This is a genomic window from Cupriavidus taiwanensis, from assembly GCF_900250115.1.
In the GTDB taxonomy this organism is placed as follows: Bacteria; Pseudomonadota; Gammaproteobacteria; order Burkholderiales; family Burkholderiaceae; genus Cupriavidus; species Cupriavidus taiwanensis_B.
Window position 1 is genome coordinate 1,026,660 of sequence record NZ_LT984804.1, and the last position, 26,450, is coordinate 1,053,109.

Here is a 26,450-nt window from a genome sequence, read left to right on the forward strand (position 1 = left end):
GCAACGGCCGGCGCGGGGCGCAACTGCCGGCAGGTGGTGAAGCCGCCGGAACCTAGCCCGGCGCGCCCGGCGGCGCGGTGGTGCCGCGCTGCACCAGCGCGACCGGCATTTCCATGCGGCCCGGCTCGATGCCTTCCTGCAGCCAGCGCAGCAGCGCCAGCGCGGTCTGCCGGCCCAGTTCGCTGCTTTCCAGCGCAATCGTGGTCAAGGCCGGCGTGAGCTCGGCGGAGATCGGCAGATCGTCGCAGCCGACGATGGACAACTGCCGCGGCACCTCCAGGCCGATGGCGGCGGCCTCGAACAGGCAGCCGAGCGCGAGCACGTCATTGCCGCAGAAGATGGCCGTCGGCGTGGCCGGGGCTTGCGCCAGTACCGCGCGCAGGCCGGCCCGGCCGCCGGCGAAGGTGTAGGGCTGCTCGCACACGGCGCCGACAGCCAGCGGCGCGCGCAGCGCACGCAGCGTGCCGAGGAAGCCTTCGGTGCGCAGCCGCGCGCGGTCGTTGTGGGCGCCGATGCCGGAGATCATGCCGAAGCGACGGTGGCCCAGGTCGTACAGGTGGCGCGCGGCCTGCGCGCCGATCTCGAAATTGTCGAAGCCGATGCACGGGTACTGGTTCGACAGGGACCAGGTCAGGATGGTGCGCGTGCCGGATTGCCGCAGCAGCGCCAGCGTGTCCGGGGCATGGTCGGCGCCGACCAGCACCATGGCATCGACTGCGCGCTCGGACAGCGCCCGCACCACGTCGGTCTCGGTGTCCGGATCGTAGTTGTGCGAGCCAAGCAGCAACTGGTAGCCGCCGGCCGCCAGCACCTGCTGCATGCCTTGTATCGCGTGGGAAAAGATGGCGTTGTCCAGCGTCGGCACCACCGCGGCGACGGTGCGCGAGCGGCCGGAGGCCAGCGTGCGCGCCGACGCATCAGGGACATAGCCGAGCGCGTCGATGGCCTGGCGCACCCGCAGCAGGGTGTCTTCCCGCACCAGCGAGGGCGATGAGAGGGCGCGCGACACCGTCGCCATCGATACCCCCGCGAGCTTCGCCACGTCTTCAAGTCTGGTCCGCCGCACGTTTGCTGTCCTCGTTTGCCGTTGCGCCATTGTCACCGATCTGTGCGCTGCACACGACTACGCCGGCAATGGCGCGCCGCCACGCGCGATGGTCAAGGGAAAACCCTGCCTTGCGCCCAGCGGTTTGCCTACTAAGCTTCTTATGAAAGCGCTTTCATTTGCAACACCCGCTTGAACCCGTGGAACGCGATTAGATTTTGCCCTGAAATGATAGCGCTTACATTTAACCCCCCTGCAAGGAACCCTGATGATCACCTACCTGAAACGAGCCGGCAAAACGCCGCAGACGGAAACCGCCACCGCGCAGAAAGTGGTGACCGACATGCTGGCCGAGATCCAGGCACATGGCGAGGCTGCGGTGCGCCAGTACGCCAGCAAGCTCGACGGCTGGGACGGCGCGATCGTGCTGACCGCGGACCAGGTCCGCAAGCAGACCCGCGAGGTGCCCGCGTCGGTGCGCACCGATATCGATTTCGCGATCCGCCAGGTGCGGGAATTTGCGCTGGCGCAGCGCGAATCGCTGCGCGAGTTCTCGGTCGGGCTGCATCCGGGCGTGACCGCGGGTCAGCGCGTGATCCCGGTCAACGTGGTGGGATGCTACGCCCCGGCTGGCCGCTATGCGCATATCGCCTCGGCCTACATGGGCGTGGCGACGGCCAAGGCCGCCGGCGTCGGCACCGTGGTGGCGTGCTCGAGTCCGTTCCGCGGCCAGGGCATCCATCCGCACGTGCTCTATGCCTTCCAGGCGGCGGGCGCGGACGTGATCATGACGCTCGGCGGCGTGCAGGCGATCGCTTCGATGGCTTATGGCCTGTTCACCGGCAAGCCCGCCGACGTGGTGGTCGGCCCCGGCAACAAGTTCGTCGCCGAGGCCAAGCGGTCGCTCTACGGGCAGGTTGGCATCGACGTCTTTGCGGGGCCGTCCGAAGTCGCCGTGATCGCCGACGACAGCGCCGACCCGGCCATCGTCGCCAGCGACCTGGTGGGGCAGGCCGAGCACGGCCACGAGTCACCGGCGTGGCTGTTCACCACCTCGCGCGCAATGGCGGAGCAGGTGATGGCACGGGTGCCGGCGCTGATCGCGGCGTTGCCGCCCACCGCGCGCGACGCGGCCACCGCGGCATGGCGCGACTATGGCGAGGTCATCGTCTGCGACAGCCGCGAGGAAGTGGCCGCGGTCTCGGACCGCTATGCCTCCGAGCATCTGGAGGTGCACGCGCGGGACCTGGACTGGTGGCTGGACAACCTGACCTGCTATGGCTCGCTGTTCCTTGGCGAAGAGACCACGGTGGCCTTTGGCGACAAGACCAGCGGCCCCAACCACGTGCTGCCGACCAAGGGCGCGGCGCGCTATTCCGGCGGGCTTTCGGTGCACAAGTTCATGAAGACCCTGACCTGGCAGAAGATGACGCGCGAGGCGACGCGGCAGATCGGCCAGGTGACCGCGCGCATCTCGCGCCTGGAGGGCATGGAGGCGCACGCACGCACCGCCGACGACCGCATGGCAAAGTACTTTCCGAACGCCCGCTTCGAGATGGGCACCGCGGTGGAGGTCTGATGATGGCGCCCTTGCAGCATGCGGCCGAAGGTCGCGGACCCGGACCCGATCTGCGCGGCAGGCAGGCGCTGGTGACCGGCGGCAGTTCCGGCATTGGCGAGAGCCTGGCCGAGGCACTGGGCCGGGCCGGCGCCAGGGTAGTGCTGGCGGCGCGTCGCCTGCCGCAACTCGATGCCGCGGCGTCGCGGCTCGATGCCATGGGCATCGCCGTCGACACGCAGGCGCTGGACGTGTCCGACCTCGATGCCATAGCCGCCGCCGCCGCGGCCTTGCAGCGCCGCTGCGGCATCATCGATATCCTGGTGAATGCCGCGGGCATGAACCTGCGCGAGCCGTTTGGCAGCGTCACGCCGGCATCATGGCGGCTGCAACTGGACACGCATCTCGGCGCTCCGTTCTTCCTGACGCAGGCGCTGGCGCCCGCGATGCAGGCGCAAGGCTGGGGGCGCGTGCTCAACCTGGCTTCGCTGCAGTCGTACCGGGCCTTCGCCAACAGCGCGCCCTACGGCGCGGCGAAGGGCGGCATCGTCCAGCTGACGCGCGCCATCGCCGAGGCGTGGTCGCCGCACGGCATCACCTGCAATGCGATCGGCCCGGGTTTTTTCCCCACCGCGCTGACCGGGCCCGTGTTCGCCGACGCCGCGCTGGCGCAGCACCATGCCACGCGCACCTGCATCGGCCGCAACGGCGCGTTGCCGGACCTGCACGGACTGGCCGCGTTCCTGGCCAGCGACATGGCCGCGTATATCACCGGGCAGACCTTCATGGTCGACGGGGGCTACACGGCAAGATGACCGCCGCCGCGGGGCGCATCGATGCCCCGCGCGGTGACCGATATTCAGAGCGCGCTACGCGCCGCCACGGGGACCAGACCCGACAGGAGACCAGCATGACGAGACAGCTATCGGCGCAGCCGCCGGCGCAAGACCCCCGACACAAGCTGAGGAAGATCGTGACCTCGAGCACGATCGGCGCGATGGTGGAGTGGTACGACTTCTTCCTCTACGGCGTGGTCGCCGGCCTGGTGTTCAACAGGCTGTACTTCCCGTCGACCGACCCGGTGGTCGGCACGCTGCTGGCCTACGCCACCTTCGCCGCCGGCTTTGTCGCGCGCCCGCTGGGCGGCGTGATCTTCGGCCATTTCGGCGATACGCTGGGGCGCAAGCGCATGCTGGTGCTGACGCTGATGATCATGGGCATCGCCACCACCGCCATAGGCCTGATCCCGACCTATGACCAGATCGGCATCTGGGCGCCGGTGTTGCTGCTGTTGTGCCGGATCGCGCAGGGCATCGGCCTGGGCGGCGAATGGGGCGGCGCCGTGCTGATGACGTTCGAGAGCGCGCCGCCGGGCCGCCGCGGCTTCTTCGCCAGCCTGCCGCAGACCGGCATGTCGCTGGGGCTGGTGCTGGCCAGCGGCGTGATCGCGCTGCTGTCGCTGATGCTGTCGGACCAGGACTTCCTGGCATGGGGCTGGCGCATCGCCTTCCTGCTGAGTGCGGTGATGGTGTTTATCGGCTCGTACATGCGCTCGCACGTCGAGGAGTCGCCGGAATTTGCGGCGGCCCGGCGCCAGCCGCAGCGCAACCAGCCGGCGGCGCACGGCCTGCCGTTCATCGCCATGCTGCGCCAGTACCCCGGCGTGGTGCTGGCGTGCATGGGCGCGCGCTTTATCGACGGTGTCTTCTTCAACGTCTTCGGCGTGTTCTCGCTCGCCTACCTGACCCAGACGCTGAAGCTCTCGCGCAACGAGGCGCTGCTGGGCGTGCTGCTGGGTGCCGGCGTGATGACGCTGTTCATCCCGCTGTGGGGTGCCGTGTCCGATCGCCTCGGGCGGCCGCTGGTCTACGGCACCGGCGCGCTGATGGCGGGGCTGTCGGCGTTTCCCGCGTTCTGGCTGATGCAGCATTCGGGCGGCAACGTGCTGCTGGTGTGGGCGGCCATCATCATTCCGTTCGGCATCTTCCATGCCGCCGTGTTCGGCACCATGTCGTCGATGTTCTCGGAGGTATTCGATGCGCGCGTGCGCTATACCGGCATTTCCTTCGTCTATCAGTTCGCGGGCGTGTTCGCCGGCGGCCTGACGCCGATCATCGCCACCTGGCTGAATGCGCGGGCCGGCGGCGAGCCCTGGTACCTGTGCGGCTACGTGCTGGCGATCGGCGTGCTCAGCGCGACCTGCACGCTGTGGATCGGCCGGCGCTCCGCCCCGGCGGGCGCGCACGCGCTGGCAACGTCCAAGGCGGGCGCCTGACCGGTTTCCCGCGGGCGGCACGCGCCGCCTCTCCGTGCCGTTCCCCCTCCCAATGTCTTCTACTGGCAAAGCCATGAAAGCCATCGTCTATACCGAACCCAATGCCGTCGCGGTCCTGGAGCGCGACATGCCGGCCCTGGCGCCCGGCGAAGCCCTGCTGCGCATCGACGCCAGCGGTATCTGCGGCTCCGACCTGCACGCGTATCACGGCCACGATCCGCGGCGCAAGCCAGGCCTGGTGCTTGGCCACGAGTTTGCCGGCACGGTGGTGGCCTCGTCGGACCCGAGCCTGCTGCCGGTCGGCCAGCGCGTGACCGCCAACCCGCTGGTGACCTGCGGCCATTGCGACTATTGCCTGCAAGGCCGCGACAACCTGTGCGCCAACCGCGGCATGGTCGGCATGAGCCGGCCGGGCGCGTTGTCCGAGTACCTGGCGATCCCGCTTCGTTGCGCGATTCCCATTCCAGACGCGCTCGCCAGCGTCAGCGCCGCGCTGGCCGAGCCCGCGGCCACCGCGCTGCATGCGGTCAACCTGGCCATGCGCGCCATGGCCAGGCCGCTGCCGGAGGCGCGCGTGCTGGTGATCGGCGGCGGGGCGATCGGCATGCTGGCCGCCGCGCTGGTGCGCTCGTATGGCTGCAGCCAGGTCCGCGTGGCCGAGACCAATGCGCTGCGCCGCGCGTCCGTGACGCGGCACCTGGGCTGCGAGGCGGTGGACCCGCTGGCGGGGCCGCCGCCGGATTCCGCCTTCGACGTGGTGATCGATGCGGTGGGCGCCGGACCGACGCGCAAGCTTGCCATCGCCGCCGCGCGGCCCGGCGGCGTGGTCATGCATATCGGCCTGCAGGACTGGGCCAGCGAGATCGACATGCGCAAGCTGACGCTGGCCGAGCTGACCTTGCTCGGCACCTACACCTACACCATGGCTGACCTGCGCGCCACCGTGGCGGCGCTGGAGCAAGGCTGCTTCGGCACGCTGGCATGGGTCGAGACGCGCGCGCTGGCCGACGGCCCGGCTGCCTTTGCCGACCTGGCCGCGGGCCGCGTTGCCGCCGGCAAGGTGGTGCTGGTCCCCGAACCCGCCTGAGTCGGCGGGGCGAGCCCCCCAGGGTGCCGCAGGCATCAGTTGAAATTCATATATATGAGTTGGTTGACATGGATGAATACACCGCCTAACATGACATCACGCATGACCCACAGAGAGGAGACAACGATGATTCACGTAGTGCTTCATGACGCCAAGGACACCGTCGCGGTGGCCGTGGTGGAAGGGATCCAGCCGGGCACCCAGCTCAACGCCTGGATCATGGACGAAGACAAGGTCGTGACGGTGACCGCCCTGCAGCCGATTCCCATCGGGCACAAGGTGGCGCTGCGCGACATGGATGTGAACGAGACGGTCTACAAGTACGGCATCGATATCGGCAAGGTGGTCGCGCCGATCAAGGCCGGCGAACACGCCCACGTTCACAACATCAAGACCAAGCGCTGGTAAGCCAGGCGCGCCGCGCCTGTGTCCGCCCACGCTTCCATCCCGCTTCCATCCCGCTTGCAAGGATCCACGTCATGTCCGTGATCGACCAAAACACCACCTTCCGGGGCTACCGCCGCGACAATGGCCGCGTCGGCGTGCGCAACCACGTCATCATCCTGCCGCTGGACGACCTGTCCAACGCCGCCGCCGAGGCGGTCGCCGTCGCGATCAAGGGCACCATGGCGATTCCCCATCCGTACGGCCGCCTGCAGTTCGGGCCGGACCTCGACCTGCATTTCCGCACGCTGATCGGCGCCGGCAGCAACCCCAACGTCGCCGCGGTGGTGGTGATCGGCATCGAGGACGGCTGGACCAAGAAGGTGGTCGACGGCATCGCCCAGACCGGCAAGCCGGTGGTCGGCTTCGGCATCGAGGGCCACGGCGACCACGACACCATCATGCGCGCCTCGAAGGCGGCGCGCGAGTTCGTGCAGTACGCCACCGCGCTGCACCGCGTCGAGTGCCCGATCAACGAGTTGTGGGTCTCGACCAAGTGCGGCGAATCGGACACCACCTCGGGCTGCGGCGCCAATCCGACCGTCGGCAACGCCTTCGACAAGCTGCATCCGCTCGGCACCACGCTGGTGTTCGGCGAGACCTCGGAGCTGACCGGCGGCGAGCATATCGTCGCGGCGCGCTGCGCCAGCGACGAGGTGCGCCACCAGTTCATGGCGATGTTCGAGCGCTACCAGGGCATGATCGACCGCTGGAAGACGTCGGACCTGTCCGAGTCGCAGCCGACCAAGGGCAATATCGCCGGCGGCCTCACCACCATCGAAGAGAAGGCGCTGGGCAATATCCAGAAGATCGGCAAGAAGTGCACCGTCGACGGCGTGCTCGACAAGGCCGAGGCGCCGACGCATCCGGGCCTGTGGTTCATGGACTCGTCTTCGGCCGCGGCCGAGATGGTCACGCTGTGCGCGGCCGCCGGCTACGTGGTCCATTTCTTCCCGACCGGGCAGGGCAACGTGATCGGCAACCCCATTGTCCCGGTGATCAAGCTGTGCGCCAACCCCCGCACTGTGCGCCTGATGAGCGAGCACATGGACGTCGACTGCTCGGGCCTGCTGCAGCGCGAGCAGACCCTGGACCAGACCGGCGACAAGCTGCTGGAATGCATGCTGGCCACGGTCAACGGCCGCTGGACCGCGGCCGAGGCGCTCGGCCACCGCGAGTTCGTGCTGACCCGCATCCACGAGTCGGCATGATGAAGCGCATCTGCATCAGCGAGTTCATGGACCCGGCCGCGGTGCAGGCGCTGAGCGCCGGCTTCGACCTGCGCTACGAGCCGGGCTGGGTCGATCGCCGCGGCGAGCTGCTCGAGATCCTGGACGGGGCGCACGCGCTGGTGGTGCGCAACCGCACCCAGGTGGACGCGGCGCTGCTGGCGAGCGCGCCGGCCTTGCGGGTGGTGGGGCGGCTCGGCGTCGGGCTGGACAATATCGACGTCGCCGCCTGCCGTGATCGCGGCATCCGCGTGATTCCCGCCGCTGGCGCCAATGCGCGCTCGGTGGCGGAATACGTGGTGACCACGGCCGCCGTGCTGCTGCGCGGCGCCTATCTGTCCAGCGCCGAGGTGGCGGACGGCCAGTGGCCGCGTGCCAGGCTGTCGGAGGGCAGGGAGGCGCTGGGCAAGACGCTGGGCCTGATCGGGTTTGGCGACATCGGCCGCCACACCGCGGCGCTTGCGCGCGCCTTCGGCATGTCGGTGATCGCCTGCGATCCGATGCTGCCGGCCGACGATCCGGTCTGGTCCGCCACCGGCGTGGCCTGCGTGCCGCTCGATGCGCTGCTGGCGCAGGCCGACGCGGTCAGCCTGCACGTGCCGCTCGTCGCGGCGACGCGCAACCTGATCGATGTCGGCCGCCTCGCGGCGATGAAGTCCGGCGCGGTGCTGATCAATACCGCGCGCGGCGGCGTGGTCGATGAGGCGGCGCTGGCCGACGCGCTGCGGGCCGGGCACCTGGCCGGCGCCGCGCTGGACGTGTTCGACAGCGAGCCCCTGGCCGCGGGCAGCGCGCTGCAGGGCGTGCCCAACCTGATCCTGACGCCGCATGTGGGCGGCGTGACGCGCGAAGCCAATGCGCGCGTATCGATGATGATTGCGCGCGAGGTGCGGCAAGCGCTGGAGCAGATGCCATGAGCCGGATTGCGTTGCAGGAACTGGAGCGCGTGGCCGCCGCGGGCCTGCGTCGGGCCGGGGCCAGCGCCCTGCAGGCCGGGGCCACGGCGGCGGCGCTGGTGCGGGCCGATGCCGCGGGTCTGCCGTCGCACGGGGTCTCGCGCGTGCCGATGTACGTGGCACACCTGCGCCATGACCGCGTCGACGGCAACGCCGAACCGACGCTGCAGGGCACGCGCGCCAGCGCCGTGCTGGTCGACGCGCGCTGCGGCTTTGCCTTCGCGGCGTGCGACCTGGCCATCGCCGAGGCCGTGGCGCGCGCGCGCGCAAGCGGCGTCGGCGTGGCCGCGGTCACCAACAGCCACCACTTCGGCGCCGCCGCGCTGCCGCTGGACGCCGTGGCGCGCGCCGGCATGGTCGGCATCGCCATGGGCAATTCGCCCGCCGCCATGCCGGCGTGGGGTGGCAAGCGGCCGCTGTTCGGCACCAACCCGATTGCCGCGGCATTCCCGCGCCAGGGCCACGCGCCGGTGGTGATCGACCTGTCGCTGTCGGAAGTCGCGCGCGGCAAGATCATGGTGGCGGCGAAGCAGGGCAAGCCGATTCCGCCCGGATGGGCGCTGGATGAGGCCGGCCAGCCGACCACCGACGCCCAGGCCGCGCTGCGCGGCTCGATGCTGCCGGCGGGCGGCGTCAAGGGCGCGATGCTGGCGTTGCTGGTGGAACTGCTGGTGACGTCGCTGGCCGGGGCGCAGTTCGGCGCCGAGGCCGATTCCTTCTTCAGCGATGCCGGCAACCGTCCGCGCATCGGCCAGCTGTTTTTCGTGCTCGACCCGGGCGCCTTCGCCGGCTCGCAGGTCTACGCCGCGCGCGTCGAAGCGCTGCTGGCGGCGATGCTGGCAGACGAGGGCACGCGCCTGCCCGGCGCCCGCCGCGAAACCGCGCAGGCGCACGCAGCCGCGTGCGGCGTCGAGGTGCCCGACGGGCTATGGCGCGAACTGCAATCGCTTGCGGGCGTGGAGGTCGGCGCGCCGCACTGATTTCCTCACCACGGACCCACGCCAGATGGGCCGGCCACAATTACCGGAGACAAACCATGGATAGACGCTTGATGTGCGGCGCGCGCAGGCAACTGAACCGCGTGCTGCTAGCCTTGTCAGTTGTATCGGCCTTCGCCGCGCTGGCGCCCCGGCCCGCCGCCGCGCAGGACGGCAACGATGCCGCGGCCGCTGACTATCCGGGCAAGCCGATCCGGTACGTGGTGCCGTTCGCTGCCGGCGGCCTGACCGACATCATGGCGCGCATGGTCGGCCACCAGCTCTCCGAAGAATGGAAGAAGCCCATCGTGGTGGACAACCGCCCCGGCGGCAATGCCAACATCGGCGCCGAGCAGGTCGCCAAGGCCCCGCCCGACGGCTACACCTGGCTGGCGGTCACGCTGACGCACGCGTCCAACGTGACCCTGTTTCCCAGGCTGCCGTTCAGCATGCAGAAGGACCTGGTGCCGGTGGCGCGCATCGCCTCGTCGCCGATGATGGTGGTGGTGCCGGCCAGCTCGCCGATCAAGTCGATGAAAGACCTGGCCGCGGCGGCGCAGAAGTCGAAGCTCAACGCCGGCTCGAGCGGCAACGGCACCCCGCCGCACCTGACCCTGGCCCTGTTCGAAAGCCAGACCCGCACCAGCTTTACCCATGTGCCGTACAAGGGCGGGGCGCCGTCGATGACCGACCTGATCGGCGGCCAGATCGACGTGGTCTTCTCCAACTTTCCCGAGTCGCTTGCCTATGTGAAAGGCGGCAAGCTGCGCGCGCTGGCCGTGACCACGCGCGAGCGCCATCCGCTGCTGCCCGACGTGCCCACCGTGGCCGAGGCCGGCTATCCGGAACTGATCGTCGAGAACTGGACCGGCCTGATGATGCCGGCCGGCACGCCCCGGCCGATCGTCGACAAGGTGGCCGCCGCGGTCGCGCGCATGCTGTCCGCCGAGTCGGTGCGCGGGCGCATCGTTGCCGCCGGCTTCAGTCCCGCGGCCGGCGCGACGCCCTTCGCCGATTACTTCAGCGGCGAGGTGACGCGCTGGGCCCGGCTGATCGAGGAGAAGCACATCCGGGTCGAATAGCGGCGCGTGCCGGCGCCGCGCGCGGAAACGCCGGCCTGCGGGCGTGGCGGCCGGCTTTAGTATGATTCGTCTTATCTATATGAGTCAGTCATGGATCGGCCGGCCGCCCCGCAGGCGGCGTTGCAAAGGACATTAACGTGGGCTCCAGATTCGATGCCGGCGCAGCCATCGGCGGCGTGCTGTACAAGGACGTCAAGCATGCCATCCTGGCCGCCCTTGCCGAGGGCGAGTGGAAGCCGGGCGAGGCGATTCCGTCGGAGCGCAAGCTGATCGAGCGCTTCGGCGTCTCGATCGGCACGCTGCGCAAGGCCATCGACGAACTGGTGGCCGAGAACATCATGATCCGCCACCAGGGGCGGGGGACCTTCGTCGCGACGCATCGGCAGGAAGACCATTTCTTCCGCTTCTTCCGCATCGTGCGGCAGGACGGGTACCGCGAATTCCCGACGGTGCAGCTGGCAAGGTTCCGCCGCGCCAAGGCCGACAAGGAAGAAGCCGCGGCGCTGGGCCTGCCGCTCGGCGAGGCCGTGTTCCGCTTTACCAACGTGCTGTCGCTGGAAGGGCGCGCGGTCATGATCGACGCCATCACCGTCCCCGCGGAACGCTTCAGGACGCTGACCGAGAAGCTGCTGCGCGAGCGGCCGAACACCCTCTACAACTTCTACCAGGACGTCTTCGGCATCAACATCATCCGCACCGAAGAACGGCTGCGGGCGGCGCTGGCCGACGAGGAAGACCACGAACTGCTGGGCGTCCCAGTCGGCACAGCGATGCTGAAGATCCTGCGGGTCGCATCGTCGTACCAGAACGAGCGCATCGAATACCGCGTTTCGCGGCTGGATACGTCGGATTACGAGTTCGCGCTGTCGCAGCCGTGATGGCGTGAGGCGCAACCCCCGCCTGGCGCCGGGTGCGTGCGCCCGATGAGTCAGGCGCCGTCGACCATGCGCAGCACCGCGGCCGCCAGGGCGCCATTGGGGGCACCCAGCAGGTCCACTGCATCGAAATGATGGCCGCGCTCCTGCACCACCACCTGCACGTCGAAGCCGCATTCGGCCAGCAGCGCCTGGTATTCGCGCTGCAGCCGGTGGTATTCGGGCGATTCATCGCCGCCGACGGTCAGGATCATGGGCAGCTTGATTTGCGGCACATGGTGGATCGGACTGTAGCGGGCGACGTCCGTCGTGGTCAGCCCGACTACCTGGTTCAGATAGCACAGCCGGATGGGCTCCAGGTCATACAAGCCGCTGATCGCGCATCCACCCTTGAGGATCTCCGCCGGTACGCCGAAGGACGCCCAGTCCGTTCCCGCCAGCGTGGCGGTGAGATGACCGCCGGCCGAATGGCCGGACACGAAGATGCGGTGCGGGTCGAATCCCAGTTCGGCAGCATGGCGGAAGAGCCAGGCCACCGCCTCCTGATTGTCGCGGACGATCTCCGCCATGCCCACCTCCGGCGCGAGGCGGTAGTTCACCACTGCCACGTTGATATCGCGCTGCAGGTATGGCGCGGCAATGAAGCTGAAGTCGGATTTGTCCAGCGATTGCCAGTAGCCGCCATGAATGAAGACCAGCAGCGGACGCTCACGGGTGGTCGTTGGGAAGAAGTCCAGTGATTGCTTGGGGTGCTCGCCATAGGCAAGATCCGGCTTGACCGGATGCTGGCGACGGAACGCGGCGCTGCTGTCGTTCCATCGCTGGAAGATGTCCTGGAACCCGGGGATTCCCGCCCTGACGTTGTACTGCTTGTCCAGTTCTTCCTGATTGAAGTTTCGATACACTGACATTACATTGGCTCCAGACTGTGGAATCGATGCTTCGATTCCGTGGGGGTCGTTGCGACGCTTGTCGCGTCCGGCCAAAGATACGCATCCGCGCCTTGCCGCGTGCGCCGCCAGATGACAACCCCTATCGCAAAGACGCCATGTACGGAAAGAGCGAGAACCGCGACGACTACCAGGCGATAGACCGGCCGGTCGGTGGCATGGCGCGCAAGCTGAAGGATGGCTTCTATATCGCCGCGCATTCACATCCGCGCGGCCAGCTGATCTATGCCTATGTGGGAGCCATCCTGGTCACCACCGACTTTGGCTCCTGGGTGGTGCCGCCGCAGCGCGCGGTCTGGGTGCCCAGCAACGTCGAACACGCCATGCAGGCGTGCGGAGACGTCGAGATGCGGACGGTCTATGTCCGCGAGGATGCCGTTCCCGCGGAGTTGCAGGGCTGTTGCGTGGTGGCGGTGCCGCCGCTGCTGCGCGAGCTGATCTCGGCCGCCGTGCGCATGCCGATAGCGTACGAGGAAAGCAGCCGCGACGGCCTGGTGGTGCAGCTTCTGCTGCAAGAGCTGCGGCCGCTGTCGGTGGTCCCGCTGCATCTGCCAATGCCCAAGGATCCACGGCTGGGCAAGATCTGCGCGAAGATCCTCGAGGATCCCTCGGACGAGACCTCGGTGCAGGCGTGGAGCCGCTCGGTTGGCGCCAGCGAAAGGACCATCATCCGCCTGTTTCCGGAAGAAACTGGCATGACCTACAGCCGCTGGAAGCAGCAGGCCCGGCTGATGGCGGCGGTCCGCCTGCTTGCCGAGGGCTGCCATGTCACCGACATCGCGCTGCAACTCGGATACGAAAGTCCAAGCGCATTCAGCGCCATGTTCAGGCGGGCGCTTGGCATGACTCCCACCGAATATTTCCGGGACCGGACCGGCGATTAGGCGTCTTCCCTTCGGGTTGGCATCTGCGCGACATTACGTGGCGTCAAGGCGCGGACCGAGGCCAGGGCCGTGCGGCACAGTCTGGGTGTCGCCGGATGGCCAGCACCGTGCTTGCCCCGTCGGCATTTGTCCAAGTCGAGGAGTGAGTATGTCAGTGATGGAGCGTATCCACGCGGCGGGCATCGTCCTGCCTGGTGCCGAGATGCCCAAGGCGCTTTATGTCCCGTACACGCAGCACCGTGGGTTGCTGACGATATCGGGACAGCTGCCGCTGCATAACGGCAAGCCGGTGTTTGTCGGGAAGGTGCCCGGCGCGGTCAGCGTCGAGGCAGCGCAGGAGGCGGCTCGGCTTTGCCTGACCAACCTGCTGGGCTGGGTGGCCGTTGCGGTCGAGGGCGATTTCGAAAGGATCCGGGGCGTGGTGCGGTTAGGCGGCTACGTCGCTGCCGACCCAGGCTTCAACGATGCACCGCTGGTGATCAACGCCGCGTCGGAACTGCTCAACCGGATCTTCGCCGAGCGCGGGCGCCATGCCCGCCTGGCGCTCGGCGTGGCGAGCCTTCCGTTCGGCGCCCCGGTGGAGATCGAGGCAACCTTTGCGCTGGACGCCTAGGCCATGGGCGCCGCGACAAAGGCCGGCTACGCCGACGTCCTGGTGGGCCTGCAATATGGCGATGAGGGCAAGGCCCGGGTCGTTGATCACCTCGCCGCCGGGTATGACGTAATTGCGCGCTTCAACGGCGGGGCCAACGCCGGGCATACCATCGCATCGGCTGCCGGTGCGCTGCGGCTTAGGCAAGTGCCTTCCGGCGTGCTGCACCCCGGCGTTGCGCTCTACATCGGCTCTGGCTGCGTGGTCGGGTTGCAGCAGCTGGCATCCGAGATTGCGATGCTGGCGGCCCAGGGTATCAGCCTGGAGGGACGACTGACAATTAGCGACAGGTGCCCGCTGGTTCAGCCGCGTCACGTGCTGGCGGACCGCCGCGATGGCGCACGGATCGGCACCACCGGAAACGGCATCGGTCCGTGCTACGCCGATCTGGCGACCCGGATGCGGGGCGCCGAACGTGTTGCGTTCCAGTTGCGTGACCTGCGGTGCGACGAGGAACGCGTGTTCGAATCGATGGCCCGACTGGCCGGGCAAGAAGATGACAATGGCGAGGGCATCGCGGCGATGGTGGAGGGCATGCGTCGCGCGTGGACTGTGGTTCGGCCGTTCGTGACGGACGATGCTCTCGCGCTGTTGCGGCGGGTCGAGGCCGGTGCAAGGGTACTGTTCGAAGGCGCGCAGTCGGTGATGCTGGATGTGGTGCATGGTGTCCAGCCGTGGGTCACGTCAAGCCATACGCTTCCCGCCTACGCCTACGTGGGCGGAGATCTGCCGTGCCGGTATCACCGCAAGTCCATCGGCGTGGCCAAGGCCATCGTCTCCCGGGTCGGCTCCGGCCCGCTGCCTACCGAATTGGGCGGGCCGCGCTCCGACGCCTACTGCACCGCGGCGGCACACGCGGGCCGCGGCCGCGCCGACGAAGCGGCCAGCCACGATCCGCTGGCCTTGCTCGCCGAAGCGGATGCGTTCGCGACGGGCGTCGCCATCCGGATGCTGGCCAACGAGTACGGCACCGGCACCGGTCGGCCACGGCGCGTGGGTCTGCTTGACGTTGCACAGCTGCGGCTCGCGATACAGCAGGCCGGCGTCGACGAGGTGTATCTGAACAAATGCGACAGCCTGGCCGCCTTCTTCCACACGCCGGAACGCTGCATTCCGGTCGTGGTCGTCGAGGCCGACGGCGTACGCCAGCGCGTGTTGCGATTTCCGGCGTTTGCGCAGGACGCCATGCCGGCCGATGCCGGATCGCCGCTGCCCCCGCAGCTTGAAGCGTTGCTCGAGTGGATGGCGCAGGCTATCGGCCGGCCCTTGCGCGGCATCGGACTAGGGCCGGAACGCGCTCAGATGCGGCTTCTTGAACCCACCCAGCAGACCACACCATGACAAGTAAAACCCCTGCCTACCTGCGCAGCGAGATGCGCAGGACCGACCTGGCCTGGACCGACTGGCCGGCCATCGAAGCCTTCCTGAAGGATGAGCTGATCTGCCGCGTTGCTGTGCATGATGCACCGTACCCGTATGTCACGGCGCAGAGCTTTACCTTCACCGGCGATGCGTTCCTGATCCACAGCTCGAGATTCGGCAAGCTCGCCGCCGCGATCCGGGCGCACCCGCTGGTCACGATCGAAATCGATCGGCCCGTGGCCTTGCTGAAAGCGCCGAAGGGCCAGAACACCAGCCTCGAGTACTTCAGCGTCATCGCACGCTGTGAAGTCCGGCTGCGTGACAGTACCGATGAGGTGCGTGCCCACCAGTACCAGGCGCTGGACAAGTTCCGCCCCGAGAAAGACTACTCGCCGATCGAGGATGGCGCGGCCAGCCAGATCGTTGCCTATCGCTGCGAGATCCGCGAGATGAGCGCGAAGAAGCGCATCCTGGCCGACGGCCAGTACTCGCCGCCAGGGCAGCCGCGCGCGCCGTACCTGCGCTATCCGTTTCAGTCCGGCGCGACGCTGTCCGGCCTGCCGCCGGAAGCGTTCGATCCCCACCGGTTCGAGGCGAAGTAGGGCTCGCCATCGCATGGCGTGAAGAGGTGCTTCGGCACCTCTTTTTTTTTGAGGGTTCATTGCTGAATGTCGGGGGATGATGACGGTGCGCGCGGATTGATGCGGTTGACTTCGTGGATGCGCCGGCCCTCACCCCCGCCCCTCTCCCGCAAGCGGGAGAGGGGAGAAAACAGGCAGGAAGGAAATCGCTGTCGGAATCGCCAGCGACGACGCGCGCAGCGCAGCCGAAGGCGTCCACCGATAACGCAGTCGGCAGGCGGCCACCGACCTAAAGTCGGGTTCGTCCATCCGACCTCGAACGCCAGGCACCTCCAGGTAGCGTCAGCAGGGTCGAACCGGCAACCGCCGGACCGCAAGTCACCACCGCCGGAACCACCAACGCCGCCTTGGCCAGCCGCCCAGGCAACGCCATTCTTCTGCGTGCTCTTCTGTCGCTTGGTCAAAAGAGCAAGTCGCCGGCTACGCCGGCGAAACAGCCGCGCCCGCCAAGCACGAAAAACAATCCAACCGCAGTACCCCAGCCCAACCGACGCGACGTCCCTGCAACTCCGGCCAATGCCTTGGCGCCTGCGAGACAGACCTTGGCGTTCGGGCGCGCGTCGTGCAAGCGGCCGCAGGCGACATTAGTGAGCGATAGCGCAACCACGTGTTATCGCTCGCCGCCCGTGCCATAGAGCACTGGCACTAGAACGACTGGAGACAAGATGAAGCACACCCCTCTCGAGCTGATGCGCGTGCGCACCGGCGACCGGCTGGAAAGGCTGCCCGTATGCGGGTATCACCGCCTTCTGTTTGCAATCATTGCGCTGGCCTTCTTCTTCGACAATCTTGACCTGGCCATGATGACGTACTTGCTAGGCTCGATACGCACGGAATTCGGATTGACCGCTGCGCAGGCGGGCATGCTGGGGAGCGCCAGCTTTGTCGGCATGGCCATCGGCGCGCTCAGTTCGGGGATGCTTGCCGACAGGTTCGGTCGCAAGCCCGTGTTCCAGGTCAGCATGATCATCTGGGGCGTGGGCAGCTATCTCTGTTCCACCGCGAGCAACCCCATGGAACTGGGCGCATATCGGCTATTGCTCGGCATCGGCATGGGCATGGAGCTGCCGTTGGCACAGACGCTGATGTCGGAGTTCATCCCCGCGCGGCAGCGCGGCAAGTACCTGGCATTGATGGACGGCAACTGGCCGATCGCGTTTATCTGCGCCGGCCTGATGTCGTACTACGTGCTGAGCGCCTATACCTGGCGCACGATGTTCCTGCTCGGCGCGGTGCCGGCGCTCTTCCTGATCGTGGTCCGGCGCTTCGTGCCCGAGTCGCCGCGCTGGCTCGAATCGCAGGGGCGCCATGCGGAAGCGGGCGCGATCGTCGAACGTATCGAGCAGTCGGTGATGCGGCGGATGAAACTTGACGCATTGCCGGAAGTCACCCCGGCCGTTGCAGCGGCGGAGCCGGCCGCATCGGGGCTGCGCGTGCTGTGGTCCCGCGCGTACCGCAGCCGGACCCTGACTGTCTGGGGGCTGTGGTTCTTCGCCCTGCTGGGGTTCTATGGCCTGAATACGTGGATTGGCGCGTTGCTGCAGCAGTCTGGCCTGGGCGTGACCAAGTCCGTGCTGTACACGGTGTATATCTCGATCGGTGGGATTCCGGGCTTTCTGTGGGCGGCGTGGGCGGTGGAGCGCTGGGGGCGCAAGCCTGCCTGTGTGGCGACGCTGGTCGGCGGAGCCTGCATGGTCTTCATCTATGGCCGGGTCGCCGGCTCGGCGCCGGAGCCGCTGGCGCTGTTCCTTTCCGGCGGAATGATGCAGTTCTTCATGTTCGGCATGTGGGCGGTGCTCTATACCTACACGCCGGAGCTATATCCCACGCGTGCCCGCGCCTCGGGCTGCGGCATGGCTTCGACCGTCGGGCGCATCGGCTCGCTGCTGGGGCCGGCGCTGGTGGGACTGGTGCTTCCCGTCGCCGGGCAGGCTGGCGTGTTCTGTCTTGGCGCGCTGTGTTTCCTTGCGGCGGCGGCGATCGTATTCCGCTTCGGCATCGAGACCCGCGGCAGGGCGCTGGAGACCATCGCGGGCCTGTCAGTTTTTTTGTGTGCAGGGCAGGTAAAGGCTCACCGTCGATGGAACGGTGAGCCAGCAATATCTTAACGATAAGGGTGGGTGAAGCGTTCCTCGTAGAGGATCGCAAACTGGTTCATGGCAGCCTTCCAGTCATGGGTTGAACTGCCCCACTTCACCGTGATGTTTCGCAGCGCCAGCCACAGCAGCTTGGTCGCCGCCTCGTCGCTGGGGAAGTGACCGCGCGTCTTGATGATCTTGCGCAGCTGCGCGTTGATGCTCTCGATCGCGTTGGTCGTGTAAATGATCTTGCGGATCGCCGGCGGGAACGTAAAGAACGGGATCACCTGATCCCAGGCGCGACGCCAGGATGCGCCGATCGGTGCATACCGCCGACCCCATTCCCCGTTCTCGAAGGCCGCCAACTCGGCCAGCGCGGCCTCGACCGTGGGGGCCGTGTACACGGGCTTGAGCGCCGCCGCCACGGCGCGGCGCTCCTTCCAGTTGGCGTACTCCAGGCTGTTGCGGATCAGATGCACGATGCAGGTCTGCAGGGTGGTGTTCGGGAACACCGCGGCCAGGGCCTGTTCCATGCCCTTAAGGCCATCGGTCACCGCGATCAGGATGTCTTGGGTACCCCGGGTCTTCAGGTCGTTGAACACCTTCATCCAGAACTTGGCGCCTTCGGTAGTCTCGATCCACAGGCCCAGGATGTCGCGCGTGCCGTCGGGCAGCACGCCCAAGGCCAGGTAGACGGCCTTGTTGCGCACCACGCCGTCCTCGCGCATCTTGACCCGCAGCGCGTCGAAGAACACCACCGGGTACATCACCTCCAGCGGACGGGCCTGCCAGGCGGTGACCTCGTCCATGACCGCATCGGTCACCGAACTGATGAACTCGGGCGAGACCTCGGTGCCGTACTGTTCGGCCAGAAACGCCTGGATCTCGCGCAAGGTCATGCCGCGCGCATACATGGCGATGATCTTGTCGTCGAACCCGGTGAAGCGCCGCTCGTGCTTGGGAATCAGGATCGGATCAAAGCTGCCGTCGCGATCGCGAGGGATGTCTAACCGCAGCGGCCCGTCGTCGGTCAGAACCGTCTTGGCGCTCTTGCCATTGCGCTGGTTGGCCGTGCCGGCCGGGCGCTCGGCGCCAGCCGGGTAGCCCAGATGATGGCCGAGCTCGGCCCCCAGGGCGCGCTCGATCAGGGCCTTCTTGAACGCCATCGAGGCGTCCTGCACCGCCTCGGCGGTCATCGGACCCTTAACGAAATGGGCAATCAGGTCCTCGGGAATGGTCGGCAGCTCACGGTCGGCGGCCTGGCTGGTCTTGGTTTTGCGTGGCATACATGCTCCTTGGCGACATGTTATGCCCTAAACACAAAATTTCTGACAGGTCCACCATCGCCGACTAGGAGCGTCGTGCGGTGCACCACGCCCGCCGCACCAATTGGTGTCGATGCGGCAACAGTGTGGGCACCCTGGCGCGCCTACCGCTACGCATCCTCGCGCCCTACGATGGCTGCATGCGGCGGCACCGGATATACCGTGCCGCCGCATGCCTTCCACCATTGCATCGATCAAGGAGCCGCCATGACCCAACGTGTCAACGCGATGAAGCAGTCCGCCGAACTGTTCAAGAAGTACCTGGAATTCAGCACCGCGCTGAACGACAGCGCCATCGAAGCCTCGATCCGCGACCTGGTCGAGATTCGCGCCTCGCAGCTCAACGGCTGTGCGTTTTGCCTTGACATGCATGTCAAGCAGGCGCGCCTGCATGGCGAGCGCGAGCTGCGCCTGCACCATGTCGCGATCTGGCGTGAATCGACGCTGTTCCAGCCGCGCGAGCGTGCCGCGCTGGCGTGGACCGAGGTATTGACGCAGATTCCGGCGCAGGGTGTGCCGGACGAGGTCTATGAGCGCGTGCGCGCGCAGCTGTCGGAGAAAGAACTGTCGGACCTGACCTTCCTGGTAATGGCGATCAACGGCTGGAACCGCCTGAACGTGGCGTTCCGGACCGTGCCCGGCTCGGCGGACAAGGCCTACGGCCTCGATAAGGCCAACCTGGAATGACGTCATGAAGACCACCGCAACGCGGGCCCTGGTCCCGCTTCTCCTGTCCTTGCTGTGGGTGGGCCAGCCGGCCATGGCGGCGCCGCCGGAGCCCAAGGTCACGCTGCTGTCGACCGAAGCCTTGCCCGACTATCCCGGCAAGGAGGCGCAGATGATCGTGGTGGAGTACCCGCCGGGCGGGGCCGACCCGGTCCACCGGCATGACGCGCACGGCATTGTCTACGTGCTGGAAGGCAGCATCGTGATGGCGGTCAGGGGCGGCAAGGAGGTCACGCTGCAGGCCGGCCAGACCTTCCACGAGGGGCCGCACGACATCCATACCGTGGGGCGCAACGCCAGCAGCACCAGGCCGGCGAAGTTCCTGGTGCTGCTGCTGAAGAACCAGGGGGCACCCCTCCTGACGCCGACGAAATAGCGCCCGCCAGTCGTGGCGGCAAGGCTCAGTCAACCACCGCCACGACGCTGGCAATGCCTTGCCGGGCCATCTTCACATAGGGGCAGAAGCGCTCGGTATTGCGCACCAGTTCTTCGGCCAGCGCCCGGGCGACGCCCGGCATCCTGACGCGGACCTCCGCGGACAACGCGTAGGCGCCGTCCACGGGGTCGCGGCTGACCGCGACCTCGACTTCAACGGCGAGCTTGTCGACCTGGATGCGGGCACGCCTGGCCAGCAGGTGCAGGGCGCCGTGGAAGCACGCGGCATAGCCCGCGGCGAACAGCTGTTCCGGATTGGTGCCGTTGCCCGGCCCGCCCAGCGCAGCCGGCAGCCGCAGGTCGATGACCAGGTTGCCGTCATCGGAGCGGGCCACGCCGGAGGCGCGCCCGTGTCCGGTTTCACCGCCCGTGACGGTGACGGCGGTGATGTAGAGCGGATCGAAGCCGGGCCCGCGATATCGGTCGAGCAGGCTCAACGGCGGCGCTTGCAGCTTCTGCTTCGCCATGGGCCGGCCCTTGGGGTCAGGCGCGCGCTTGCTGGCGCTGTCGCAGCCATGCCTCGAAATCGGTCTTGCCCAGCCGCGCGGGGCCCTCGGGAACCAGCGTGCCATCGTCCAGCTCGGCACCGAAATAGCGGGCCCTGGCGTCGACCACCACCTTGCGCGGATCATCGGTGGCCTGCAGATAGCGTTGCACCAGGTCGCTCAGCGCAAAGCGCCGCGGCCCGGCGATATCGACGATGCCGTTGACGGGATCGGCAAGGGCATGGTCAGCCACGGCCTCGGCCACGTCGTCGGAAGCGATCGGCTGGATCGACGCGGACGACAGGCGGATCGCATCGCCGTCGTCGCCCGACGCGGCGATGCCGCCGAGGAACTCGAGGAACTGCGTGGAACGGATGATGGTGTAGGGGATGCCGGCGTTGCGGATCAGCGCTTCCTGCGCGATCTTGCCGCGAAAGTAGCCGCTCTCGGCCAGCTTGTCGGTGCCGACCACCGACAGCGCGACATGGTGCCTGACCCCGGCTGCCTTCTCCGCCGCCGCCAGGTTGCGGCCCGAGGTCTCGAAGAAATGCAGCACGGCATCGTCGGCGAACGAGGGCGAATTGGCCACGTCAACGACGACCTGCGCGCCGGCAAGCGCCTGCCCGAGGCCCTCGCCGGTCAGCGCATTCACGCCGGTCTGCGGCGATGCCGCCACCACGTCATGGCCTTGCGCGGCAAGCCGCGCCACCACCTTGCTGCCGATCAGTCCGGTACCGCCAATCACAACGATCTTCATCATGCACCTCGGTTCTGTTGGAAGAGATGGGCAGTCAACCCATGTCCCATGCTAGGTGAATGACGATCGACGCGGTAGCGCCGCGGGTGGATGCACGCTGTTTCCGGAGCGGCACCAATCACCCGGCTGCCGCGCGCGGCGGGCCTTCAGCCGGTAATCCCGGCGCGGTAAGCGCTGGGCGAGACCCCCAGGTGGCGCTGGAACGTCAGCCGCATCCGTTCCTCGCTGCCGAAGCCGCACTGCCTGGCGATCTGGTCGACCGGCCGGTGCGGATCCTGCAGCAGCCGCCGCGCGGCTTCCAGGCGGAAATGCTCCACCCCCTTGGCCGGGGTGCGGCCGGTCTGCTGCTTGTAGACCCGTGCAAAGTTGCGCGGGCTCATGCCGGCCTGCTCGGCCAGCTGCTCCACCGACAGCGTTTCGCGCGACAGGTTCTCGACGATCCAGAGATGGAGCGCCTCGAACAAGGGCATCTGCCGGCTCTGTGCCAGCAGCATTTCGCTGAGCTGGGGCTGGCCGCCGGGGCGCTTGATGAAGACCGCCAGTTCCCGCGCGGCGCTCAGCGAGATGTCGTGGCCGTAGTCGTCTTCGACCAGCGCCAGCGCCATGTCGATGCCGGTGGTCACGCCGGCCGAGGACCAGACCCGGTCCTGGCGCACGAAGATCGCGTCCGGGTCCAGCGTGACCGCGGGGAAGCGCGCGCGGAACGCGCCATGCATGGCCCAGTGCGTGGCCGCGCGCTTGCCGTCGAGCAGGCCCGCCTGCGCCAGCAGGAAGGCGCCGCTGCAGACCGAGGCGACGCGGGGCACCTGGCCGGCGGCCTGCCGCAACCAGGCCACCAGCGACGCGGCGCTGTCCACCAGGGTGAGCATCTCGGGCGCGCCGGGCAGGACGATGGTGTCGATGTGGCGCAGATCGATGGCCGCAAGCGGCAGGGTATCGACCGCCGTGCCTTCGGCCGAGGCGGCCAGGCCGCCATGCTCGCTGGCCAGGTAAATCCGGTAGCCGGCCAGGCCCCGTTCGCGCGCGTAGCGCGACGCCGCCCAGAACACGGTTTGCGGCCCGGTGAGATCCAGCACGCTCATGCCGGGAAAGGCCACGAACAGCAGGCCGCGCGGTTGGTGGTCCAGGCGGCGGGCAGAGTCGTGCGCGGGGGGCGCGGATGCGGAAGGGGCCATGGCAGGGATCGCGAAAGTCGGTCGATGTTATGCCAGGCGCGCGACCCGCGGCAAGGCGCGGCGGCCGCCGTCGCGGCGGCATGCGACGCCTGCGCCACGAAGCGGCTGCGGTGGAGTTCTGCCGCATCGCCATGTCTGCATTGTTGCGGGTCGCAGGGGCCGGCTGGCAGGAATCGAGGGGGCATCTGGCATTTACCCGGCCCGCGGCGGGTCATTAAGATCCCGGCATGGTCATGCACCGCGCAGCATGGACCTGAACCCTGGCATTGCGCCGAAAGGCATTGACATGGACATCGTCGTCCCCGACCTCCGTCCGGCGTCCCCCGCCAGGCGTGCCGGCCCGGACACGGGCACACCCCACCTGTTGCGACGGGGGCAACCGCACGCCCGGCAGGAGGCTGCGCCCGACCACGCCGACGGCCTGTCGGCCAGCTTCGCCGCCAGCTACGCCGGCATCATCGCCTTCATGGCGGTCGCCACCGAAGGCAGCTTCTCCCGCGCCGGCGAGCGGCTGGGCATCGGCCGCTCCGCGGTCAGCCGCAATGTGCAGAAGCTGGAAGCGCAGCTGAGCACGCGGCTGTTCCTGCGCACCACGCGTTCGACCCGGCTCACGCGCGAGGGCGAGCGCTTCTTCGAGAACTGCCACCAGGGCGTGGCGCAGATCGTCGAAGCCATGAACGACATGCTGGCGCTGCGCCAGGGGCCGCCCAGCGGCCTGCTGCGCATCAGCGCGGCGACCGGCTTCGGGCGCAAGGTGGTGGCGCCGCTGCTGACCCGGTTCTCGGCAGCCTATCCGGAAATCTCGCTCGACCTGCTGCTGGACGACCGCCCGCTGGATTTCGCCGCGGAGAAGATCGATGTGGCGTTCCGCAACGGGCGCATCGAGGATTCCAGCATCATCGCCAGGCAACTGATCCCGATGCAGATGGCCGTGTGCGCGGCGCCGGCGTATGCCGCGCGGCACGGCTTGCCGCTGACGCTGGACGATCTCGCCCGCCATCAATGCATCCATACCCGTGTCGGCGGCGCGCGCGTGCTGGAATGGGAGTTCAAGGTCGACGGGCACCTGCGCAAGCTGCTGCCCGCCGCCAGGCTGACCTTCAACGACCCGGACCTGGTGCTGGCGGCGGTGCTCGATGGCCTGGGGCTGGCGCAGATGGCGGGCTACCAGGTGTGCGAGCCGATCGCGCGCGGCGCGCTGGTCACCGCGCTGGGGCGCCATGCGCCCGACGATCGCGGCCACTACCTTTGCTACCTGAGCCGTCAGCACCTGCCCTCGCGCATCCGCGTGTTCGTCGACTTCATGACGGAGGCGATCCGGGCGCAGAACCTGCACTGCCTGGGGGACTTCGGCATGGATTATTCGAAGGCGGGGCCGGGCGGCTGAGCCCGGCAGCGGTGTGCCGGCCGGTCGGGCTGGCCTACGCCGCGCCGTCGCCATGGCGCCGCCGGAGTTCTCCGAACGACGCCAGTTCCCCGCAGATCGCACTGGCGGCCACCGTTGGCGGGCTGGCCAGCCAGACCTGCCCCGGGCCCGAGCGCCCGGGGAAGTTGCGGTTGATCGAGCTGACCGTCACCTGTTCCGGCCGCTCCGACGACCCCGGACCGCAGTTGGCGCAGGCGCCGCAGGAGGGCTGGAGGATGCGCGCGCCGATGGCCTGGAACGTCTCCATGTAGCCCTGGCGGATGCAGTAGTCGCGCACGTCGGTGGTGCCGAACTGCAGGTAGAGCGTGACCCCCGGCGCAATCCGCAAGCCGCGTTGCACGGCCCAGTGCAGGACCTTGTGATACCAGTCGAAGTCCTCGCGCTTGCCGGCCGTGCAGGAGCCGCCGTAGGCAATGTCCACGGCAACGCGCCGGGTCAGCGCGGCCAGCGGCATGCCGTTGCCCGGATCGCCGGGGCGGGCCACCATGGGCGCGAGCGCGCCGCAGTCGAGCTCGAGCGTGGCCGCGAAAGTGGCGCCGTCGTCGCTGCGCATCCAGGGCTCGATCTCGAAATCGATGCCGCGCCGTTCCCTGAGGAAGCGCACGGTTTCGGCGTCGGGCGCGACGATGCCGGTGAAGCCGCCCAGCTCGGCGCACATATTGGTCAGCGTGGCGCGCTCGTCGATCGACATCGCGCCGACCACCGGGCCGGTGAACTCGAACACCTTGCCGACGCCCGCGCCGGCCTTGATGTCGGCCCGGCCCAGCAGGTGCAGCACCACGTCCTTGGCCGTGACGCCCGGTGCCAGCACGCCGTGCAGGCGGACCAGGATGGATTGCGGCAGGGTCAGGCGCACCGCGCCGGTGACGAAGGCATTGGCCATGTCGGTGGTGCCGACGCCGAAGGCCACGCAGCCCAGCGCGCCGCTGTGCGGGGTGTGGGAATCGGTGCCCACCACGACCTGGCCGGGCAGGGCATAGCGCTCGGCCATCATGGCGTGCGAGATGCCTGCCGCGCGAGCGACCGCGGCGCCGCGGGACTCGTCTTCGGTCAGCGTGCGATGGCAGCGCAGCTGGTAGTCGCGCACGAAGTCGCGTTGCGCCGCGCACATGCGGGCGACGTTGTCGACCAGTCCGCCGCGCACGTGGGCCGGGCTTTCGCGGACATAGGAGGTGTGGTCCTCGAATACCACGATGCGGTCCGCGTCCCGGAGCCGCAGCGGCTTGCCGAACGCCGCGTGCAGCATGTGGGCGCACATGCCGGTGTAGTACTCGTGGATAAAGCGCCAGTCGGCGCGCACGAAGACGCCGTCGCCCGGGAGCGGGCGGGCCGGCGTCACCGGCGTTGCCAGCAAATGCCGCTGGACGATTTTCTCGAACAGGGTCCGCGGGCCGGTGGGGTCGCTGCAGGGTGCGGGTTCCACCTCGCTCAAGTACGCCTGCCCGAACCTGAGCAGCCCGCCATGCCGCAGGATGGCCGCGGCGAGGGCGTCGCGCCCGGCCACCAGCGTGTCCGCGTCGATCGAGGCGCCTTGCTCCAGCCGGGTGAGCAGGCTGAAGTCGGTCGAGGTGAACAGGCCGATGTTGTCGGCATTCTGGCGGTAGATGCGCTCGAAGCTGCGGGCGATGACGAGGCGGATGCCGGCCAGCTGCTCCGCCGCCGGACTGTGCTCGCGCGACGAGCCCTTGCCGTAGCGGTTGCCGGCGACGGTCACGGCGAAGCCGCCGTCACGGATCGCGCCGGCCGGAACCGGGCAGGCGCCGTCGACCTTGTAGCCGGTATAGGGAAAGCGGCCGAGCGCGTCGTCATAGTGCGTCAGGATCGGCACCGGCGTGATTTCGTCGGTGGAAACGTCGTCGCGCAGCGCGCCCGCGGTGGCCAGCGTCATGGGCTGCCCCTGCAGCTGTGCCGTCATGGCCGGCGCGGAGTCGGCAAGGTACAGGATGCGGGCCGTGGCCGCGATGGCGCTCATGCAGGTCTCCGATGGCATTTCGGTGCAACTCTACCGGCGCTGGCGCGCGCGCAT

At 68.2% G+C, this 26,450-nt stretch carries 25 protein-coding genes; 18 read left to right on the forward strand and 7 right to left on the reverse strand.

Annotated elements, in window-relative coordinates; translation table 11 throughout:
• Window positions 1-52 precede the first annotated feature (52 nt).
• Complete coding sequence (locus CBM2586_RS21500; RefSeq protein ID WP_240987987.1) at window positions 53-1,066, reverse strand: LacI family DNA-binding transcriptional regulator; 1,014 nt, start codon at window positions 1,064-1,066, stop codon at window positions 53-55.
• Between the two features lie 247 nt (window positions 1,067-1,313).
• Between CBM2586_RS21500 and hisD the strand changes: the two genes are divergently transcribed.
• The 10 genes from hisD (at window position 1,314) to CBM2586_RS21550 (ending at window position 11,531) form a co-directional block, all read left to right on the forward strand.
• Window positions 1,314-2,624 carry a histidinol dehydrogenase gene (gene hisD, locus CBM2586_RS21505; protein ID WP_145987430.1) on the forward strand — a complete coding sequence of 437 codons (1,311 nt, stop codon included), beginning with the start codon at window positions 1,314-1,316 and terminating at the stop codon, window positions 2,622-2,624.
• Window positions 2,625-2,626: 2 nt separating this feature from the next.
• The gene (gene hpsO, locus CBM2586_RS21510; protein ID WP_115691401.1) at window positions 2,627-3,418 is read left to right on the forward strand and encodes a (S)-sulfopropanediol 2-dehydrogenase HpsO; all 792 of its coding nucleotides are present in this window, start codon (window positions 2,627-2,629) and stop codon (window positions 3,416-3,418) included.
• 95 nt (window positions 3,419-3,513) lie between these two features.
• On the forward strand, window positions 3,514-4,878 hold the full coding sequence (locus tag CBM2586_RS21515; RefSeq protein WP_115689684.1) for an MFS transporter: 1,365 nt from the start codon (window positions 3,514-3,516) through the stop codon (window positions 4,876-4,878).
• A 73-nt stretch (window positions 4,879-4,951) separates the two neighbouring features.
• Window positions 4,952-5,965: an alcohol dehydrogenase catalytic domain-containing protein gene (locus CBM2586_RS21520; protein WP_115689686.1), complete on the forward strand. Its 1,014-nt coding sequence runs from the start codon at window positions 4,952-4,954 to the stop codon at window positions 5,963-5,965.
• 126 nt (window positions 5,966-6,091) lie between these two features.
• Window positions 6,092-6,373: a UxaA family hydrolase gene (locus CBM2586_RS21525; protein WP_092312927.1), complete on the forward strand. Its 282-nt coding sequence runs from the start codon at window positions 6,092-6,094 to the stop codon at window positions 6,371-6,373.
• A 71-nt stretch (window positions 6,374-6,444) separates the two neighbouring features.
• A complete protein-coding gene (locus CBM2586_RS21530; protein WP_115665008.1) occupies window positions 6,445-7,620 on the forward strand; it encodes a UxaA family hydrolase in 1,176 nt (391 codons plus the stop codon).
• Window positions 7,620-8,555 (forward strand): hydroxyacid dehydrogenase, encoded by a 936-nt coding sequence (locus CBM2586_RS21535; protein WP_115665007.1) that lies wholly within the window; start codon window positions 7,620-7,622, stop codon window positions 8,553-8,555. Before CBM2586_RS21530 ends, CBM2586_RS21535 begins: the two co-directional genes overlap by 1 nt.
• On the forward strand, window positions 8,552-9,574 hold the full coding sequence (locus CBM2586_RS21540) for an Ldh family oxidoreductase (RefSeq protein ID WP_115665006.1): 1,023 nt from the start codon (window positions 8,552-8,554) through the stop codon (window positions 9,572-9,574). Before CBM2586_RS21535 ends, CBM2586_RS21540 begins: the two co-directional genes overlap by 4 nt.
• A gap of 56 nt (window positions 9,575-9,630) precedes the next feature.
• The gene (locus CBM2586_RS21545) at window positions 9,631-10,653 is read left to right on the forward strand and encodes a Bug family tripartite tricarboxylate transporter substrate binding protein (RefSeq protein WP_115665004.1); all 1,023 of its coding nucleotides are present in this window, start codon (window positions 9,631-9,633) and stop codon (window positions 10,651-10,653) included.
• Window positions 10,654-10,790: 137 nt separating this feature from the next.
• Window positions 10,791-11,531 carry a GntR family transcriptional regulator gene (locus CBM2586_RS21550; RefSeq protein WP_115689688.1) on the forward strand — a complete coding sequence of 247 codons (741 nt, stop codon included), beginning with the start codon at window positions 10,791-10,793 and terminating at the stop codon, window positions 11,529-11,531.
• A gap of 50 nt (window positions 11,532-11,581) precedes the next feature.
• Here the strand turns inward: CBM2586_RS21550 and CBM2586_RS21555 are convergent, their stop codons facing one another.
• On the reverse strand, window positions 11,582-12,439 hold the full coding sequence (locus CBM2586_RS21555; protein ID WP_115665000.1) for an alpha/beta hydrolase: 858 nt from the start codon (window positions 12,437-12,439) through the stop codon (window positions 11,582-11,584).
• A 137-nt stretch (window positions 12,440-12,576) separates the two neighbouring features.
• Here CBM2586_RS21555 and CBM2586_RS21560 point away from each other — a divergent pair, with 137 nt between their 5' ends.
• The 5 genes from CBM2586_RS21560 to CBM2586_RS21580 all read left to right on the forward strand — a co-directional run bounded on the left by CBM2586_RS21560 (window position 12,577) and on the right by CBM2586_RS21580 (window position 18,125).
• The gene (locus CBM2586_RS21560) at window positions 12,577-13,362 is read left to right on the forward strand and encodes an AraC family transcriptional regulator (protein WP_115689690.1); all 786 of its coding nucleotides are present in this window, start codon (window positions 12,577-12,579) and stop codon (window positions 13,360-13,362) included.
• Between the two features lie 148 nt (window positions 13,363-13,510).
• Entirely contained in the window at window positions 13,511-13,975 is a 465-nt protein-coding gene (locus CBM2586_RS21565; protein WP_172583352.1) for a RidA family protein, read from the forward strand.
• Window positions 13,976-13,978: 3 nt separating this feature from the next.
• Window positions 13,979-15,355 carry an adenylosuccinate synthetase gene (locus CBM2586_RS21570; protein ID WP_115689692.1) on the forward strand — a complete coding sequence of 459 codons (1,377 nt, stop codon included), beginning with the start codon at window positions 13,979-13,981 and terminating at the stop codon, window positions 15,353-15,355.
• A complete protein-coding gene (locus tag CBM2586_RS21575) occupies window positions 15,352-15,978 on the forward strand; it encodes a pyridoxamine 5'-phosphate oxidase family protein (protein WP_172583351.1) in 627 nt (208 codons plus the stop codon). Before CBM2586_RS21570 ends, CBM2586_RS21575 begins: the two co-directional genes overlap by 4 nt.
• 704 nt (window positions 15,979-16,682) lie before the next feature.
• Window positions 16,683-18,125: an MFS transporter gene (locus tag CBM2586_RS21580; protein WP_240991481.1), complete on the forward strand. Its 1,443-nt coding sequence runs from the start codon at window positions 16,683-16,685 to the stop codon at window positions 18,123-18,125.
• Here CBM2586_RS21580 and CBM2586_RS21585 read toward each other — a convergent pair.
• A complete protein-coding gene (locus tag CBM2586_RS21585; protein ID WP_012354364.1) occupies window positions 18,122-19,381 on the reverse strand; it encodes an IS256 family transposase in 1,260 nt (419 codons plus the stop codon). The genes CBM2586_RS21580 and CBM2586_RS21585 overlap by 4 nt on opposite strands.
• 246 nt (window positions 19,382-19,627) lie before the next feature.
• On the opposite strand from CBM2586_RS21585, the gene CBM2586_RS21590 reads away from it, so the two are divergent.
• Together CBM2586_RS21590 and CBM2586_RS21595 are read left to right on the forward strand one after the other, a co-directional pair.
• Entirely contained in the window at window positions 19,628-20,107 is a 480-nt protein-coding gene (locus CBM2586_RS21590) for a carboxymuconolactone decarboxylase family protein (protein ID WP_115666453.1), read from the forward strand.
• Window positions 20,108-20,111: 4 nt separating this feature from the next.
• On the forward strand, window positions 20,112-20,522 hold the full coding sequence (locus tag CBM2586_RS21595; RefSeq protein ID WP_115689694.1) for a cupin domain-containing protein: 411 nt from the start codon (window positions 20,112-20,114) through the stop codon (window positions 20,520-20,522).
• Between the two features lie 25 nt (window positions 20,523-20,547).
• Here the strand turns inward: CBM2586_RS21595 and CBM2586_RS21600 are convergent, their stop codons facing one another.
• The 3 genes from CBM2586_RS21600 to CBM2586_RS21610 form a co-directional block, all read right to left on the reverse strand.
• Entirely contained in the window at window positions 20,548-21,048 is a 501-nt protein-coding gene (locus CBM2586_RS21600) for an Ohr family peroxiredoxin (protein WP_115689696.1), read from the reverse strand.
• A gap of 16 nt (window positions 21,049-21,064) precedes the next feature.
• Entirely contained in the window at window positions 21,065-21,823 is a 759-nt protein-coding gene (locus CBM2586_RS21605; protein WP_115664987.1) for an SDR family oxidoreductase, read from the reverse strand.
• 146 nt (window positions 21,824-21,969) lie between these two features.
• Window positions 21,970-22,998, reverse strand: coding sequence for a GlxA family transcriptional regulator (locus tag CBM2586_RS21610; RefSeq protein WP_115664986.1), 1,029 nt, complete (start codon window positions 22,996-22,998; stop codon window positions 21,970-21,972).
• A 286-nt stretch (window positions 22,999-23,284) separates the two neighbouring features.
• Here CBM2586_RS21610 and CBM2586_RS21615 point away from each other — a divergent pair, with 286 nt between their 5' ends.
• A complete protein-coding gene (locus CBM2586_RS21615) occupies window positions 23,285-24,385 on the forward strand; it encodes a LysR family transcriptional regulator (RefSeq protein ID WP_231942603.1) in 1,101 nt (366 codons plus the stop codon).
• Window positions 24,386-24,419: 34 nt separating this feature from the next.
• Here CBM2586_RS21615 and CBM2586_RS21620 read toward each other — a convergent pair whose 3' ends face one another.
• Complete coding sequence (locus CBM2586_RS21620) at window positions 24,420-26,396, reverse strand: aconitase family protein (RefSeq protein ID WP_172583350.1); 1,977 nt, start codon at window positions 26,394-26,396, stop codon at window positions 24,420-24,422.
• Window positions 26,397-26,450: the final 54 nt, after the last annotated feature.

Excerpts from the sequence above, each read along its gene's own strand:
- CBM2586_RS21525 (WP_092312927.1), top strand. The coding sequence starts at position 6,092 with ATGATTCACGTAGTGCTTCATGACGCCAAGGACACCGTCGCGGTGGCC.
- CBM2586_RS21600 (WP_115689696.1), bottom strand. The coding sequence starts at position 21,048 with ATGGCGAAGCAGAAGCTGCAAGCGCCGCCGTTGAGCCTGCTCGACCGA.
- hisD (WP_145987430.1), top strand. The coding sequence starts at position 1,314 with ATGATCACCTACCTGAAACGAGCCGGCAAAACGCCGCAGACGGAAACC.
- CBM2586_RS21545 (WP_115665004.1), top strand. The coding sequence starts at position 9,631 with ATGGATAGACGCTTGATGTGCGGCGCGCGCAGGCAACTGAACCGCGTG.
- CBM2586_RS21605 (WP_115664987.1), bottom strand. The coding sequence starts at position 21,823 with ATGAAGATCGTTGTGATTGGCGGTACCGGACTGATCGGCAGCAAGGTG.
- CBM2586_RS21570 (WP_115689692.1), top strand. The coding sequence starts at position 13,979 with ATGGGCGCCGCGACAAAGGCCGGCTACGCCGACGTCCTGGTGGGCCTG.
- CBM2586_RS21515 (WP_115689684.1), top strand. The coding sequence starts at position 3,514 with ATGACGAGACAGCTATCGGCGCAGCCGCCGGCGCAAGACCCCCGACAC.
- CBM2586_RS21520 (WP_115689686.1), top strand. The coding sequence starts at position 4,952 with ATGAAAGCCATCGTCTATACCGAACCCAATGCCGTCGCGGTCCTGGAG.
- hpsO (WP_115691401.1), top strand. The coding sequence starts at position 2,627 with ATGGCGCCCTTGCAGCATGCGGCCGAAGGTCGCGGACCCGGACCCGAT.
- CBM2586_RS21560 (WP_115689690.1), top strand. The coding sequence starts at position 12,577 with ATGTACGGAAAGAGCGAGAACCGCGACGACTACCAGGCGATAGACCGG.
- CBM2586_RS21555 (WP_115665000.1), bottom strand. The coding sequence starts at position 12,439 with ATGTCAGTGTATCGAAACTTCAATCAGGAAGAACTGGACAAGCAGTAC.
- CBM2586_RS21530 (WP_115665008.1), top strand. The coding sequence starts at position 6,445 with ATGTCCGTGATCGACCAAAACACCACCTTCCGGGGCTACCGCCGCGAC.
- CBM2586_RS21585 (WP_012354364.1), bottom strand. The coding sequence starts at position 19,381 with ATGCCACGCAAAACCAAGACCAGCCAGGCCGCCGACCGTGAGCTGCCG.
- CBM2586_RS21620 (WP_172583350.1), bottom strand. The coding sequence starts at position 26,396 with ATGAGCGCCATCGCGGCCACGGCCCGCATCCTGTACCTTGCCGACTCC.
- CBM2586_RS21535 (WP_115665007.1), top strand. The coding sequence starts at position 7,620 with ATGAAGCGCATCTGCATCAGCGAGTTCATGGACCCGGCCGCGGTGCAG.
- CBM2586_RS21540 (WP_115665006.1), top strand. The coding sequence starts at position 8,552 with ATGAGCCGGATTGCGTTGCAGGAACTGGAGCGCGTGGCCGCCGCGGGC.
- CBM2586_RS21580 (WP_240991481.1), top strand. The coding sequence starts at position 16,683 with ATGAAGCACACCCCTCTCGAGCTGATGCGCGTGCGCACCGGCGACCGG.
- CBM2586_RS21610 (WP_115664986.1), bottom strand. The coding sequence starts at position 22,998 with ATGGCCCCTTCCGCATCCGCGCCCCCCGCGCACGACTCTGCCCGCCGC.
- CBM2586_RS21575 (WP_172583351.1), top strand. The coding sequence starts at position 15,352 with ATGACAAGTAAAACCCCTGCCTACCTGCGCAGCGAGATGCGCAGGACC.
- CBM2586_RS21615 (WP_231942603.1), top strand. The coding sequence starts at position 23,285 with ATGGACATCGTCGTCCCCGACCTCCGTCCGGCGTCCCCCGCCAGGCGT.
- CBM2586_RS21590 (WP_115666453.1), top strand. The coding sequence starts at position 19,628 with ATGACCCAACGTGTCAACGCGATGAAGCAGTCCGCCGAACTGTTCAAG.
- CBM2586_RS21565 (WP_172583352.1), top strand. The coding sequence starts at position 13,511 with ATGTCAGTGATGGAGCGTATCCACGCGGCGGGCATCGTCCTGCCTGGT.
- CBM2586_RS21595 (WP_115689694.1), top strand. The coding sequence starts at position 20,112 with ATGAAGACCACCGCAACGCGGGCCCTGGTCCCGCTTCTCCTGTCCTTG.